A 14,284-nucleotide genomic window follows, 5' to 3' on the forward strand; every position below is an offset into this window, starting at 1 on the left:
GAAAGTTACAAAAACTTGCTTCGGCAAGTTTTTGTTTTCTATGCAAATGAATTTAATTTTTAATTAATGTACTCATGAGTATATAAATTGGCACATTTTGTACTATGAGCTTAAAACAAAGTTAGAGTAGATTAGGACGGTGAAAACAAAAAATTAAAGAGGACAGTATGTCATTAAAGGGAAAAACACTATTTATCACGGGTGCAAGTCGTGGTATCGGACGTGAAATTGCATTAAAAGCAGCTCAAGATGGTGCAAATATTGTCATTGCGGCAAAGTCGGCTGAAGAACATCCCAAGCTCGGTGGTTCAATTTATACCGTTGCCAAAGAGGTCGAAGAGGCGGGCGGACAAGCTTTAGCGATTCAACTGGATGTACGTGATCAAGACGCTGTTGCTGTTGCAATGAAGCAAGCCGCAGAGCATTTTGGTGGCATAGATATTCTCATTAATAACGCAGGTGCAATTAAACTGTCGGGTGTGGAATTGCTTGATCCTAATCGTTTTGATTTGATGTATCAGATCAATACTCGTGCGGTGTTGGTGTGTAGCCAAGCGGCTTTACCATATTTAAAGAATAGTGAAAATCCTCATATTCTCAGCCTTTCTCCTCCTTTGAATTTAGATGAAAAGTGGTTTGCGAGTTATGCGCCATACACTATCACCAAATATGGCATGAGTATGTTGACGATCGGAATGAATCAAGAATTTTCGAATTATGGGGTAAGTGTTAATTCATTGTGGCCAAGAACGATTATTGCGACAGCAGCGATTGAGTTTTCATTGGGTGGAAAACAATTGTTTAATCAGGCACGTAAGCCGAATATCATGGCAGATGCGGCTTATGAAATTTTAACAAGTCAGAAACGTGCGATCACAGGGCGTTTGATTATTGATGAAGAGATTTTACGTGAGTCAGGTGTAACCGATTTTTCAGAATATCGTTATGCAGAATCCGAAGAGCAGTTAATGGTGGATCTGTTTGTTAAAGAATAGTTCGGAATGAAATAAATTATATAGTCCCTCTTTTCTTTGCGATTCTCTAGCGATGAGGAAAGAGGGAATTTGAATTGAAAAAAATTACATCTGATATTGGTTTATTTGTTTAAAATCGGTGCATTTAGGCATTGGAAAAAATTCAAAAAAAGGGGAAGATAATCACTTGAATACAAAAAATGTGTGAGATGTTATTTCGTGTTTGAGTTGGATTGTAAGTTACTCAGTATTTTTTACTATATCTATAAATTTAAAAGCGTTTCCGTCGCCGCAGATCATTTGGCGATGAGTCAGCCTACTGTCAGTAATATTCTCAATAAAATTCGTTCACACTATAACGATCCGTTATTTTTACGTATTGGCAATGAAATGGTGCCAACCGAATTATCCAAACAGCTTTATCCGCTGGTCAGTGAAGCTTTAAGCAAAGTCGAAATTATCAATAATTTCAGTGTGGATTTTGATCAAACCGCATCGCAACAACAGTTTACAGTAGCAATGACTGATGTTTCACATCTGGTCTTATTGCCGAAAATTTCCCAATATTTAAAAGAACATGCACCGCATGTAAAACTCAATGTCCGTGCGATTACTTCTGAAACCAGTTATCAAATGGCGAATGGTGAAATTGATCTGGCGATTGGATTTTTACCGCAGTTGGAAAATGGTTTTTATCAACAAAAATTGTTTGAACAGTTTTATGTGGTGATCGCTTCCAAAGATCATCCACGTTTAAATAATCATAGTATTTCGGTTGAGCAATATTTAAATGAATCTCACATTGATATTGATGCAGGCGTAGGGCATTACCATATTGCCAATGAGTTGTTAAATTTAGATTTAAAACGTAATGTGTTGATGCGCATCCCGAGTTATTTGGGTGTTGGATTGGTGGTTCAAGACACTGATTCGATCGCAACAGTGCCGTACTATTTGAGTGAAGTGTTACTTTCACGTGGCAATCTACAGATTCTTCCTGCACCGATTTCATTCCCAACTTATTCAATCAAACAGTATTGGCACATGTCTTGCCATCATAAGACCAGTCACCAATGGTTAAGACATATGTGTTATGAAATTTTCAGTCAGGTCAATTCAATGCCTTTACCGAGTCAGTTATTGAATACACATGAAGCAGAATAATAACTGATGGTTAATTCGGATGAATGATGTTTAATGTTCAAAAAATTAGACAAGATCTTGATTCAGAAATAAATGTAGATGGCAAAGTCTGTAAGCAATATGCGTATGAAATTGAAGAATATGTATTGGAACTAAAAAAATTCCCAAACGAAATTTTTCAGATTTATTTACATCTTCTAGATTCACCAAATTTTTTTCAATTTCATGGAATTTATCATTTTTTCAAACAGTTATACTTTGATTTTGAAAAGCTATCACCATTACAAAAGCAACAGCTCAAAATTAAAATTATCGAGTGTTTACAACATCCTGTTGAAAATAATCTAGAACTTTGGTTGTCTGAAATTATTCAAAACAAATATTAAATCATTGTTGATCTGAACTTATTCCGCTTGTAATTCAGCTTCAGTCAACTTGTCTGGTGTCATGAGTGCTTGATTAACATAAAGTTTAATTAAGCGTTCACGTGAACCGATCGACTTTTGATAATGAGTTGAATTGAGTAGTAATGATGCGCCGTAAGTGATCGTCCAAATATAAGATAAATAATCACGAATCGACATAATACTATTCAGCGATTTCAGATGCGCACCAAATAAGTCTTTAAGTTCCAAAATACGTTGTTCACGGATGGTATATAGTTCTTCGAATAAGTCTTTGAGTTTACGCTCATTATTGGTTAAACGTTCTTCTATGACATGCAATAAAATAGTTCGATTCGAATTGAGCATGTTGTAGAGCATGTATTGTGATACATAGATTTTGATGTCGTGATGATAAGCTTTTGAAATATCTAAAAGTCTTTTTTCATTCAAAATAATCAATTCAAGATAAAGCTGATTTTTGCTTTTAAAATGTTTATAGATTGTCCCTTTGGCAATATCAAGTTCAGCGGCAAGCTCACTTAACGTAATATCCTGATTATTATCTAGTAATAATGTCTCTGCCATGGCTAAAATTTTCTCTTTACGTAGTAGAAAATTTTGTTGGCGAACTGAACTCATCCTATTGTTCCAAACCATTGAAAGCACTGGCTTAGAGTATATCAGCTATTTATTTGTTTCAGTCAAACTATAGTCAATGACCCATAAGAAAATGTTTCAAAATAAAAATACTTATCCAATAATTTAACGTTTTACAAAAAATGAATCTGTTGATTTTTTATTGTCAATGAAAATGAACCTGTGAGATCATTTTATGTAAATATATTTCCATTTTATTTGAATTTGATTTATTGTTTTTTGCAAGTTTTTAAAATTTGAGAATCTTACATTTACCTTGTAATTATTAGGTTATGTGTATATTTTTTTGAATAAATGAATTCTAGGTTAAAGTTGTGTTTAATCTTGGTTTGGGTGGTTTTGTTCAAGTTATTGATATAAATAGTGTTGATGGATATGCAATGCTTTTCAGTATTATTCTTTGAATAAAGAGCAAAAAAGCCAATAGATAAATTGATTTTAATTTAAAAATAAATGACTTTTCACATAGTTTCTTGTGAGAAGCGATTGAAATAGATAATTTTTATATGTGTTTATTTCAATAATGAGTGATTTATACAGCACTTTTCGTTGATCTAGAAAAGAAAAGTTGAGTAACAAGGAAAGCCGAAATGCCGATTTACAATGCGCCACTTAAAGACATGGAATTTATTCTTAATGATGTATTTAAGGCTGATGAGTTTTGGCAAAATACTGAGAATTTAGCTCATCTGGATATGGCGACAGCTAACGCAATTTTGGAAGAAATGGCGAAATTTTCGAAGAATGTCATTCTGGATTTAAACCGTTCGGCAGACGAAGAAGGCGGTGCGCAGTTCAATCAAGGTGTGGTGACTACACCGAAAGGTTTCAAAGAAGCATTTCAACAGTTTGCAGATGGTGGTTGGATTGGTTTAGGGGCAAATGAGAATTTTGGCGGTCAGGGCATGCCAAAAATGCTGACTGTATTGGCAGATGAAATGATCTGGAGTACCAATCCATCATTTATGCTGTATCCACTTTTGACCGTGGGTGCAGGCATGGCGATTGACCAAGCTGCATCAGAGGAACAAAAGGCAACTTATTTACCAAAATTTTATACAGGTGAATGGTCAGGAACAATGTGTCTGACTGAGCCGCACTCAGGTACAGATCTAGGTATTATCAAAACCAAAGCTGAGCCAAATACAGATGGTTCTTATAACATCACGGGAACGAAGATTTTCATTACCAGTGGTGAGCATGATCTGTGTGAAAATATTATTCACCTCGTTTTAGCGAAAACACCTGATGCGCCTGCGGGTTCACGTGGTATTTCACTGTTCATTGTACCGAAGTTCTTGGTGAATGAAGATGGTTCGTTGGGTGAGCGTAATATGTTGAGTGCAGGCTCAATTGAACACAAGATGGGCATTAAAGGTTCAGCAACTTGTGTGATGAATTTTGATGCAGCCAAAGGTTTTCTTGTTGGTAAGGAAAATCAAGGTCTAGCTGCGATGTTTATCATGATGAACTATGAACGTTTGTCGATGGGTATTCAGGGTATTGGTGCATCAGAATATGCGTATCAAAATGCAGCACAGTATGCGACGGATCGTTTGCAGGGTCGTTCGGCTACTGGTGTGAAATCTCCTGAAAAACCAGCGGATTCGATCTTGGTACATGGTGATGTGCGCCGTATGTTGTTGAATGTACGTGCCAATAATGAAGCATCCCGTGCATTTGCAGTCTATGTTGGTCAGCAGCTTGATATTACCAAGTTCTCAAATGATGCCGAAGCAGTACGTAAAGCCAATGATCGTGTCGCGTTATTGACACCGATTGCCAAAGCCTATTTAACGGATAAAGCACTGGATTCTGCACTGGAAGCGCAAATGTGTTTCGGCGGTCATGGTTATATCCGTGAATGGGGCATGGAGCAGTGTATCCGCGACTTACGTATTTCACAGATTTACGAAGGTACAAATGGCGTTCAGGCAATTGATTTGATTGGTCGTAAAACCATTAAGTCGAATGGTACTTTTATTGCGGAATATATTGCGGAGATCCGTGAGTTTGCAGCGTCTATGGATGATGCTTTAAGCATTAAAGCGGCAACTTTAGATGTGTGTCATCAGGTTGAAGTATTGACGCAGTTTATTATTGCACAAGCGGAAACCAATCCTAATTTCTCGAATGCTGTAGCAGTAGACTATTTACATGCTGTTGGCTTGTTGAGCTTCATGTATATGTTTGCACGTATTGCGCAGGCAGCGCAGTCTAAACCTGAAAATTTCTATCAGAATAAGTTGGTTCTGGCGCAGTATTATGTAGCGAAAGTGCTTCCTGATCTGGCTGCTCGTGTTCAGCGTATTCAGGCGGGTGCGGAGTTGGTGATGCAGTTGTCTGAGGATTATTTTACTGCGCAGGCTTGATGAATTTTTCGTGTTAAGCCTTAGTTGAATGGTTTGCATTGCCTCAATTTATATTGAAAAGTTTTCATTGATTTGTGTAGGCGATGCCTAACTTTTGAAGGATCAAAAGTTACAAAAATCCTTTGTTGGACAAAGGGGATATCCATATCACCCTTGTCCAACGGCGACATCCATGTCGCCTAACGCGGTAGCACGACCACGTTTAAATTGATTTAAATAAAGTTAAACATTAGATAGCTTTATTAATCAGTAGATTGGGTGAAATAGAATTTTCTGGACAGTTTTGAGTCAATACGCTGACTCAGAATTCACAACAAAATTGAAAATAGATGGAACAGGTAGATAACAATGATCGTGATTGTAGAAGCAGTACGTACCGCAATGGGCGGTTTTCAGGGTGCATTATCGGCATGTACAGCACCTGATCTGGGTGCAGTGGCAATTAAACAAGCAGTTGCTCGTGCAGGTTTACAGCCGACAGATATTGATGAAGTAATTTTTGGTTGTGTACTTCCTGCGGGTTTAAAGCAAGGTCCTGCACGTCAGGCAATGCGTCAGGCGGGTTTGCCTGATACAACAGGTGCAACCACGATCAATAAAATCTGTGGTTCAGGCATGAAAGCAGTCATGCAGGCAGCCGATGCAATCAAAGCAGGTTCTGCAAGTATCGTGGTCGCAGGTGGTATGGAGTCAATGTCCAATGCGCCGTATTTACTCGATAAAGCCCGTGCAGGCTACCGCATGGGACATGGCAAAGTCACAGATCACATGTTTCAGGAAGGTCTGGAAGATGCTGAAACAGGTTTGTCGATGGGCATTCTTGCTCAGGAAATGGCAGATAAAAAAGGCTATACCCGTGAACAGCAGGATGCTTATGCCATCAGCTCTTTAAATAAAGCCGTTGAAGCAGTCAATAATGGTTATTTCAAAGCAGAGATCGTACCTGTCACTGTGTCATCTCGTAAAGGTGATGTGGTTGTTGAGCAGGATGAACAGCCTTTAAATGCCAAAGCAGACAAAATTCCAACTCTACGTCCTGCATTTAAAAAAGACGGCACAATCACAGCTGCCAATGCCAGTTCTATTTCAGATGGTGCATCAGCACTTATTGTGACTTCAGAACAAATCGCAGCAGAGCGTGGCTTAAAACCACTTGCAAAAGTTGTGGCATACGCAACCAATTCACAGCATCCATCTGAGTTTACCATTGCCCCTGTAGGCGCGATTGACAAAGTGTTGAAGCAAACAGGTTGGGCTGTTGAAGATGTTGATCTTTGGGAAGTGAACGAAGCCTTTGCTATGGTGGCGATGCTCGCAATAGATGGTTTTAATTTAGACCGTGAAAAAGTCAATATCAATGGTGGTGCATGTGCGCTTGGTCATCCACTTGGTTCTTCTGGCTCTCGTATCATCGTGACTTTGATTCATGCTTTAAAACGCACAGGCGGTAAAAAAGGCATTGCATCATTGTGTATCGGTGGTGGTGAAGCAACTGCGATTGCGATTGAACTGGTTTAATTTTTCAATCCCTTGCTTAATTTTTAAAATTTGATTACTCAAGATTGACCAACATCCTTGTGCGCAAGGGTGTTGGATTGTTGCATGCTGTATTTTTATTTTTTGCTGTTTTTAGCTATATTTTGAGATTTTTTAAATGATTAACGGTTTAGAGCGTATTCGCTGTGCAGCTTTGCACGAGAAAGTCATGTCTGTAGAAAAGGCAATTGAACTCATTCGAGACGGTGATGTCGTGGGGATGAGTGGTTTTGGTGGTGCAGGGGAAGCGAAAACTGTTCCGCTGGCTTTGGCGGATCATGCGCAGAATCATCCGATGAAAATTACTTTGGCGACAGGTGCGAGTCTGGGGAATCGCATTGATGGTCGTTTGAGTGATGCGCATGCTTTGGAGCGTCGTTATCCTTATCAAGCCGATCCGACATTACGCAAAGCCATTAACAATGGTGAGGTAATGTATATCGATCAGCATTTGTCAGAACTTGCCGATAATATTCGCCATAAAAACCTCCCTAAAATTAATGTCGCGGTGATCGCTGCGACTGCAATTACCGAAGATGGACAAATTATTCCGACAGGTTCATGTGGCAACTCTGCAAACTTTGTTGAAATGGCTGATCATGTGATCGTTGAAATCGACAATACCATCAGCCCTGTACTTGAAGGTGTGCATGATATTTATGTGCCCAAAGCACGTCCAAATCGTGGTCCAATTCCACTGACTCAAGCGGGTGATCGAATCGGAACTATCGGTATCAATGTCGATCCTAGCAAAATCTCAGCGATTGTGATCAATGATTTGCCTGACACTTCATTTAAAATGGATGAGGCAGATGATGAAACTCTTGCGATTGCCAAACATTTGGTTCACTTCTTTGAAAATGAAGTGGCTGTGGGACGTTTACCTGAGAATTTAGGACCACTACAGTCTGGTGTAGGCTCGATTGCCAATGCTGTTTTTGCAGGTTTTGAGCATTCTGATTTTCATGATCTAGAAATGTATTCTGAGGTTCTACAGGACTGTACATTCCAGTTGATTGATTCAGGAAAAATGAAGTTTGCTTCGGGCAGTTCAATGACCTTGTCGGATGATTGTGCCAAACGTGTAATGAATAATTTTGAGCAATACAAAGACAAAATCGTCATGCGTCCGCAGGAGTTGTCGAATAATCCTGAAATTATTCGTCGTTTAGGCATCATTGCCATTAACACGGCACTTGAGTTTGATATTTATGGCAATGTCAATTCAACCCATGTGACGGGTACCAAAATGATGAATGGAATCGGTGGTTCAGGTGACTTTACTCGTCATGCACATTTAGCCATTTTCGTGACCAAATCCATTGCCAAAGGTGGTGCAATTTCTTCGGTTGTACCGATGGTGAGCCATTGTGATCACGCTGAACATGATATTGATGTTTTAGTCACAGAGCAGGGCTTGGCGGATTTGCGTGGTCTTGCGCCACGTGAGCGTGCTTTGAAAATTATAGAGAAATGTGCACATCCAAGTTATAAGGCTGATTTGTTGAGCTATTTCAATCGTGCATGTGCATTGGGTGGTCAAACGCCACATGTATTGCGTGAAGCATTGGCCTGGCATGCGCAGTTTGAAGAAACGGGCAGTATGAAGTCAGCATAATGATTTTATAATGAGCATAAAAAAACCTGATCATGAGATCAGGTTTTTGCTGTTTAGAAGAATATTTCTATTCTACAAAACTTAGTCAGCACGACGCCAAATCGTACCTTGACGGGTATCTTCCAAAACCACACCTTGATCAAGCAAAGACTGACGAATTTCATCGGCTTTGGCGAAGTCTTTGCCTTTTTTCGCATCAACACGTTGTTGGATCAAATCCGCAATTTGTTCTTCAGTTAAGCCTAAAGCTTCTTGTCCAATATCAGATTTTAAGAAGTCTTCAACATCATGTTGTACTAAACCTAAAATATTGGTCATGTGGCGCAAAGTAGAATAATAAATTGCAGATTGCTCAGCATTTTCTTCTTTAACCGCACGATTGAGTTCTTTATTCACTTCAAATAACACAGCAATGGCTTCAGGTGTATTGAAATCATCACACATTGCATTGTTAAAACGTTCAATCAAATCGCTATCTAAAGTTTCAACGGTTTTTTCACCATAGGCTTGTTGATAGGTTTTAAAAGAATTATAAAAACGAGAAAGGGTATTCTTCGCTTCTTTTAATGCAACATCCGAGTAATTCACTGGGCTACGATAGTGTGAAGAAACAATAAAATAGCGCACTACTTCAGGATGGAATTTCTCAATCACATCGCGAATAGTAAAGAAATTGCCTAAAGATTTAGACATTTTTTCACCATCAACATTGATGAAGCCTGCATGCATCCAATAATTTACATATTGTTCGCCAGTCGAAGCTTCCGATTGCGCAATTTCATTTTCATGATGTGGAAATGTTAAGTCTGCACCACCGCCATGAATATCGAAATGATTACCTAAGCAGCATGTCGACATCGCAGAACATTCAATATGCCAACCTGGACGACCATTGCCCCAAGGTGAAGCCCAAGCAGGTTCATTTTCTTTGGCATGTTTCCACAGTACGAAGTCAAATGGATGTTTTTTCTCAACTTCTACATCGACACGTTCCGATGCACCCGCTTGCATATCTTCAAGTTTACGACCTGAAAGACGACCATATTTTGCAAATTTTTCAACTTCAAAATAGACATCACCATTTTCAGATGGATACGCCGTGCCTTTATTCACCAAATCGCCAATCATGCTTTGCATTTGATCAATATAATCAGTCGCGCGAGGTGCTTCATCCGGTGGGATACAACCTAATTTTGCGAAATCCTCATTCATTGCGTCGATGAAGCGCTCAGTCAGTTGAGAAATGGTTTCACCATTTTCATTGGCACGTTTAATGATTTTGTCGTCTATATCTGTGATATTGCGAACGTATTTAACTTTCCAACCTTGACTACGAAGGAAACGGTTGATGTAGTCAAATGCAACCACTGTACGTGCATGTCCAATATGACAGTAGTCATAGACTGTCATACCACACACATACATGTCGATATGTCCTTCTTTACGTGGAACAAATTCAACTTTTTTACGTTGTTCTGAATTATAAAGAACGAATGGTTGCATAGGTCTTCTAAGTGCTTCTATATAAGGGTGGTTTATCTTAACCTAAGCATTTTTATTCATAAAGTTAAAATCAAAATAAAGATGGGTTTTCGAATGTTTTATATTTCAAACGTATTTGATTTCTGTAACAAAGGTATTCATCGCTTTTAATTTTTGAAGCCAAGCAGGTATTGTTTTTGAAATTCACAGGACTAGATCTAATTTGTAATTTCTTCATCAAGATAGAAATTCTGTACAATTCGTGAAAACTTAAACATTTAACAAAGCAGTCTATTGTATTGCTATGCTAAAATATGAAGAATATTCCATTCGATATTCAAAACTCTGCTTAGAGTTAAGGTTAGCCCATTTTGAATCCTGAAAATATGCCGAACCAAGTTGATTTCCAAAAAGTAGCTTTGGAAACCTTGCGCATTGAAGAACAAGCTTTAGAAATTCTCGCAACCCAGATTGACGAGCGTTTTGATCATGCATGCCAAATCATTTTGCAGTGCAAAGGTCGCCTTGTAATTACAGGTATGGGCAAGTCGGGACATATCGGACGCAAAATGGCAGCAACTTTTGCCTCAACAGGTACACCATCATTCTTTATGCATCCTGGTGAAGCAGGGCATGGTGACTTGGGGATGTTGGTTAAAGGTGATGTACTAATCGCAATTTCAAACTCTGGAAAGAGTGATGAAATTATGATGCTGATGCCACTGATTAAACATTTAGAAGTACCTTTAATTACCATTAGTGGTGATGATAAAGGTCCAATGCCACAGAATGCAGATGTTGCATTGACACTCGGAAATATCAAAGAAGCATGTCCTTTGGGATTAGCGCCAACATCGAGTACAACTGCGACTTTAGCGTTGGGTGATGCATTGGCTGTAGCATTACTAGATGCACGTGGTTTTACTGCTGACGATTTTGCAATGTCACATCCTGCTGGTGCTTTGGGTAAACGATTGTTGTTGCATGTAAAACATTTGATGCATACAGGAAATGATTTGCCAAAAGTACATCCTGATACACCGATGAATAAAGTATTGTACGAAATTTCAAATAAACGCTTAGGTTTAACCACGATTGTGGACGAAAATGACACATTATTGGGTATTTTTACCGACGGTGATTTACGTCGTTTGATTGATAAACAACAAGGTTTTGATGTCAATCAAGCTGTGTCGCAAGTGATGGTAAAAAATCCTTCAACTATTTCTAAAGAAGCACGTGCAGTTGAGGCTTTAGAGAAAATGAATGACAAAAAAATTAACCAATTTATTGTTGTAGATGATGCTAATAAAGTGATTGGTGTCATTAGTATGCATGACCTGATTCAAGCTGGAGTAAATTAATCAATGGCTTCTTATGTTTTACTGGAACAAGCGCGTCATATTGAAGCATTGGTTTTAGATGTAGATGGTATTTTAAGTGATGGTTTTGTAACTTTGACCAATACCGGTGATGAAATTAAATCATTCGATATTCGTGATGGTTTAGGCATGAAGTTGGTGCAAAAATCTGGCATCAAAGTCATCATCATCACAGGTCGTAAAAGCAATATTGTTGAAAAACGTATGGCTGACTTAGGTGTCGATTTAGTTTTTCAAGGTCGTGAAGATAAAGGTGTTGCGTTACGTGAAGCATGTGCGCAATTTGGTTTAGACCCAGAAGATTGTTTGTATATGGGTGATGACTGGCCTGATCTTTCTGCATTTGCAATTGCTGGGATGAAAGTAACAGTACCGAATGGACATGTAGAAGTACGTAAACGTGCAGATTTAGTCACTCAAGCAATGGGTGGGCGTGGTGCAGTACGTGAAGTTTGCGATATGTTACTGATGGCAAAAGGCACTTACCAAGAACTACTTGAAAAATATACAGCTATACCGCATTAATAGCTTATTCAAATGATCAAATGTTGAATGTAATTTATGGACACTAAGGTTTTATATGTCACAGCTGTTGCCATTGCGGCAATCGGTGGTGGCTATTACTATTACAGCGGAAGCGGCAAAAAGTTGGATGTAGATTCATCTCAAAGCATGAAATATTCTGCTGAAGGTATCCAATTAGTTCAAACTGATGAAAAAGGTAACTTGCATGTGCGAGCGCATGTTGATCATTTGGAACAGGATTTACAAAGAAAAACTTCGCAACTGAGTAATTTAAATGCATCTATGTTTCAAAACAATCAAGTTGATTCAACTTTTTTTGCAAAAGAAGCAAGAGGCTTTAATGATAATGAAAAGGTTATTTTAACAGGTGATGTTAAAGCGACTAAAATTGGTGATGGCGGAACGATGGTATTTCTCACAGATGAGTTGACGGGTTATCCTAAGCAACGTTTGTTTGAAACAAATCACCAAGTGACTGTTAATGCACCAGATGCAGAGTTTATCAGCCAAGGTTTAAAAGCGGATTTAAATCAAGGTCAATATGAGTTTGCACATATTCGAGGAAAGTATGTACCTAATTAAGCCATTTTCGATTCAAAACTCTTTCCTAAAAAAAGCAATTTGTACTGTTGGTTTGATGTGTTTTTCAGTGGCGTCATTTGCGCTACCATCAGACCGTAACCAACCGATTTCATTGGTTGCAGATAAAGCAACGTATAATGAACGTACTGGTGTAACGACGTATTCTGGTAATGTGATTATTGAACAAGGGACAATGAAGTTACAAGCGGCTTCAATTGTTGCTCAACTTAATAAAAATAAACAGATTAGTACGATTACGGCAACGGGTTCACCTGCGAAATTTCAGCAACAAGTGGATACTGCGAAAGGTATTGCCCGTGGTGAAGCGCAGAAAATTATTTACAATGCTGAAACAGGTATTTTGAACTTGGTGGGTAATGCTTATCTTTATCAAAATGGCGCGAGTATTCGTAGTAATACTTTACGATATAGCATGAATAAAGGTGATATTGAGGCTTCTGGTAGTTCAAATGAAACAGGATCACCAAAAGGTCGTGTGCAAATCATTATTCCGCCAAACAGTACCAAGTCATTCCCTGGGGTGCGTGATTAATGCAAGCTGAGAATCAAGTACAGACATTGTGTATCAAACACCTAGCTAAAGTGTATAGTAAGCGCTGGGTGGTGAAAGATGTTTCTTTTACAATGCAAAGTGGGCAGATTGTAGGACTACTTGGGCCAAATGGTGCGGGTAAAACCACCAGCTTTTATATGGTGGTCGGTTTGGTTCGCATGGATAAGGGTGAAATTCATTTAGATGATGAAGATATTTCAGACTTGGCGATGCACCAGCGTGCGCGGAAAGGGATTGGTTATTTACCACAAGAAGCCTCAATTTTTAGAAAGTTGACCATTGCTGAAAATATCATGGCAATTCTTGAAACACGTAAAGACCTAGATAAACAACAACGTCAACAACGTCTTAAAGAGCTTTTGGAAGATTTTAAAATCTCGCATATTAAAGACTCTTTAGGCATGAGTGTTTCTGGTGGTGAGCGACGTCGTGCTGAAATTGCACGAGCTTTGGCAGCTGATCCGAAATTTATGCTTTTGGATGAACCCTTTGCAGGGGTTGATCCGATCTCTGTCGGAGATATTAAGGATATTATTCGTCAGCTCAAAGGGCGTGGTATCGGTGTTCTCATTACAGACCATAATGTACGTGAAACTCTTGCAATTTGTGAACACGCATATATTGTTAGTGAAGGTGCTGTCATTGCAGAAGGAACACCTGAAGAAGTCTTAGCCAATGAAACAGTACGAGAAGTGTATTTGGGTGATGATTTCACTGTATAAGTGGATTTGGTTGAATAGAAAAAGGTGAAGCAAATGCTTCGCCTTTTTTATTTGATTTTTTGTTTATAGAGAAGAATTAAGGTATGAGCATAACTGATGATGTCGTATTCATGGGGTTTATTATTTAGATACACATTTGCTTTAAAAATAAACAATTGTGATTTTTTAGTTTAGATAATACCCATAAGTTCTAGATGGTTTTTTATGCAGATTAAAAATTAGACAGAGTGGAGGTTTGGCTTAATCTGTCATTGTCTAAAGACTCAGTTTGTTTAGATAATATTTATAAATTCAAAATATTAATAATAATCATATTTTATTATTTAAATAA

13 protein-coding genes are annotated in these 14,284 nt (G+C 38.4%); 11 read left to right on the forward strand and 2 right to left on the reverse strand.

All coding sequences use genetic code 11. From position 1 onward, the window contains the following. Nucleotides 1-167: 167 nt before the first annotated feature. The 3 genes from EXE10_RS18845 to EXE10_RS18855 all read left to right on the forward strand — a co-directional run bounded on the left by EXE10_RS18845 (nucleotide 168) and on the right by EXE10_RS18855 (nucleotide 2,503). Nucleotides 168-995, forward strand: coding sequence for an SDR family oxidoreductase (locus tag EXE10_RS18845; protein WP_130114417.1), 828 nt, complete (start codon nucleotides 168-170; stop codon nucleotides 993-995). 198 nt (nucleotides 996-1,193) lie between these two features. Then, nucleotides 1,194-2,138, forward strand: coding sequence for a LysR substrate-binding domain-containing protein (locus EXE10_RS18850; RefSeq protein WP_068976059.1), 945 nt, complete (start codon nucleotides 1,194-1,196; stop codon nucleotides 2,136-2,138). 26 nt (nucleotides 2,139-2,164) lie between these two features. Further along, nucleotides 2,165-2,503, forward strand: a complete 339-nt coding sequence (locus EXE10_RS18855; RefSeq protein WP_130114418.1) for a hypothetical protein — start codon at nucleotides 2,165-2,167, stop codon at nucleotides 2,501-2,503. Nucleotides 2,504-2,521: 18 nt separating this feature from the next. Here the strand turns inward: EXE10_RS18855 and EXE10_RS18860 are convergent, their stop codons facing one another. Beyond that, on the reverse strand, nucleotides 2,522-3,142 hold the full coding sequence (locus EXE10_RS18860; protein WP_068976057.1) for a TetR/AcrR family transcriptional regulator: 621 nt from the start codon (nucleotides 3,140-3,142) through the stop codon (nucleotides 2,522-2,524). Between the two features lie 608 nt (nucleotides 3,143-3,750). Between EXE10_RS18860 and EXE10_RS18865 the strand changes: the two genes are divergently transcribed. The 3 genes from EXE10_RS18865 to EXE10_RS18875 all read left to right on the forward strand — a co-directional run bounded on the left by EXE10_RS18865 (nucleotide 3,751) and on the right by EXE10_RS18875 (nucleotide 8,686). Further along, a complete protein-coding gene (locus EXE10_RS18865) occupies nucleotides 3,751-5,532 on the forward strand; it encodes an acyl-CoA dehydrogenase C-terminal domain-containing protein (RefSeq protein ID WP_130114419.1) in 1,782 nt (593 codons plus the stop codon). A 342-nt stretch (nucleotides 5,533-5,874) separates the two neighbouring features. Then, a complete protein-coding gene (locus EXE10_RS18870; protein WP_130114420.1) occupies nucleotides 5,875-7,050 on the forward strand; it encodes a thiolase family protein in 1,176 nt (391 codons plus the stop codon). 136 nt (nucleotides 7,051-7,186) lie between these two features. After that, a complete protein-coding gene (locus EXE10_RS18875; RefSeq protein ID WP_130114421.1) occupies nucleotides 7,187-8,686 on the forward strand; it encodes a succinate CoA transferase in 1,500 nt (499 codons plus the stop codon). 81 nt (nucleotides 8,687-8,767) lie between these two features. Here EXE10_RS18875 and cysS read toward each other — a convergent pair whose 3' ends face one another. After that, nucleotides 8,768-10,189 (reverse strand): cysteine--tRNA ligase, encoded by a 1,422-nt coding sequence (cysS, locus tag EXE10_RS18880; RefSeq protein ID WP_130114422.1) that lies wholly within the window; start codon nucleotides 10,187-10,189, stop codon nucleotides 8,768-8,770. A gap of 365 nt (nucleotides 10,190-10,554) precedes the next feature. On the opposite strand from cysS, the gene EXE10_RS18885 reads away from it, so the two are divergent. From EXE10_RS18885 to lptB, 5 genes are read left to right on the forward strand one after another with little or no spacing between them, the layout of a single operon-like run. Continuing rightward, nucleotides 10,555-11,532 (forward strand): KpsF/GutQ family sugar-phosphate isomerase, encoded by a 978-nt coding sequence (locus tag EXE10_RS18885; protein WP_130114425.1) that lies wholly within the window; start codon nucleotides 10,555-10,557, stop codon nucleotides 11,530-11,532. A gap of 3 nt (nucleotides 11,533-11,535) precedes the next feature. Beyond that, a complete protein-coding gene (locus EXE10_RS18890) occupies nucleotides 11,536-12,075 on the forward strand; it encodes a KdsC family phosphatase (protein ID WP_130114423.1) in 540 nt (179 codons plus the stop codon). A 36-nt stretch (nucleotides 12,076-12,111) separates the two neighbouring features. Then, nucleotides 12,112-12,657: an LPS export ABC transporter periplasmic protein LptC gene (gene lptC, locus EXE10_RS18895; protein ID WP_087551983.1), complete on the forward strand. Its 546-nt coding sequence runs from the start codon at nucleotides 12,112-12,114 to the stop codon at nucleotides 12,655-12,657. Further along, nucleotides 12,644-13,210, forward strand: a complete 567-nt coding sequence (gene lptA, locus EXE10_RS18900; protein ID WP_130114424.1) for a lipopolysaccharide transport periplasmic protein LptA — start codon at nucleotides 12,644-12,646, stop codon at nucleotides 13,208-13,210. The genes lptC and lptA overlap by 14 nt, the downstream gene beginning before the upstream one ends. After that, on the forward strand, nucleotides 13,210-13,953 hold the full coding sequence (gene lptB / locus EXE10_RS18905) for an LPS export ABC transporter ATP-binding protein (RefSeq protein WP_087551984.1): 744 nt from the start codon (nucleotides 13,210-13,212) through the stop codon (nucleotides 13,951-13,953). Before lptA ends, lptB begins: the two co-directional genes overlap by 1 nt. Nucleotides 13,954-14,284: the final 331 nt, after the last annotated feature.

It is taken from the genome of Acinetobacter sp. WCHAc060033 (genome assembly GCF_004209125.1).
Classification (GTDB): Bacteria; Pseudomonadota; Gammaproteobacteria; order Pseudomonadales; family Moraxellaceae; genus Acinetobacter; species Acinetobacter wuhouensis.

Bases quoted from the DNA above. Each gene is read 5' to 3' on its own strand.
- EXE10_RS18865 (WP_130114419.1), top strand. From the start codon at position 3,751: ATGCCGATTTACAATGCGCCACTTAAAGACATGGAATTTATTCTTAAT.
- EXE10_RS18855 (WP_130114418.1), top strand. From the start codon at position 2,165: ATGTTTAATGTTCAAAAAATTAGACAAGATCTTGATTCAGAAATAAAT.
- EXE10_RS18885 (WP_130114425.1), top strand. From the start codon at position 10,555: ATGCCGAACCAAGTTGATTTCCAAAAAGTAGCTTTGGAAACCTTGCGC.
- lptA (WP_130114424.1), top strand. From the start codon at position 12,644: ATGTACCTAATTAAGCCATTTTCGATTCAAAACTCTTTCCTAAAAAAA.
- EXE10_RS18845 (WP_130114417.1), top strand. From the start codon at position 168: ATGTCATTAAAGGGAAAAACACTATTTATCACGGGTGCAAGTCGTGGT.
- EXE10_RS18890 (WP_130114423.1), top strand. From the start codon at position 11,536: ATGGCTTCTTATGTTTTACTGGAACAAGCGCGTCATATTGAAGCATTG.
- EXE10_RS18875 (WP_130114421.1), top strand. From the start codon at position 7,187: ATGATTAACGGTTTAGAGCGTATTCGCTGTGCAGCTTTGCACGAGAAA.
- lptB (WP_087551984.1), top strand. From the start codon at position 13,210: ATGCAAGCTGAGAATCAAGTACAGACATTGTGTATCAAACACCTAGCT.
- EXE10_RS18860 (WP_068976057.1), bottom strand. From the start codon at position 3,142: ATGAGTTCAGTTCGCCAACAAAATTTTCTACTACGTAAAGAGAAAATT.
- lptC (WP_087551983.1), top strand. From the start codon at position 12,112: ATGGACACTAAGGTTTTATATGTCACAGCTGTTGCCATTGCGGCAATC.
- cysS (WP_130114422.1), bottom strand. From the start codon at position 10,189: ATGCAACCATTCGTTCTTTATAATTCAGAACAACGTAAAAAAGTTGAA.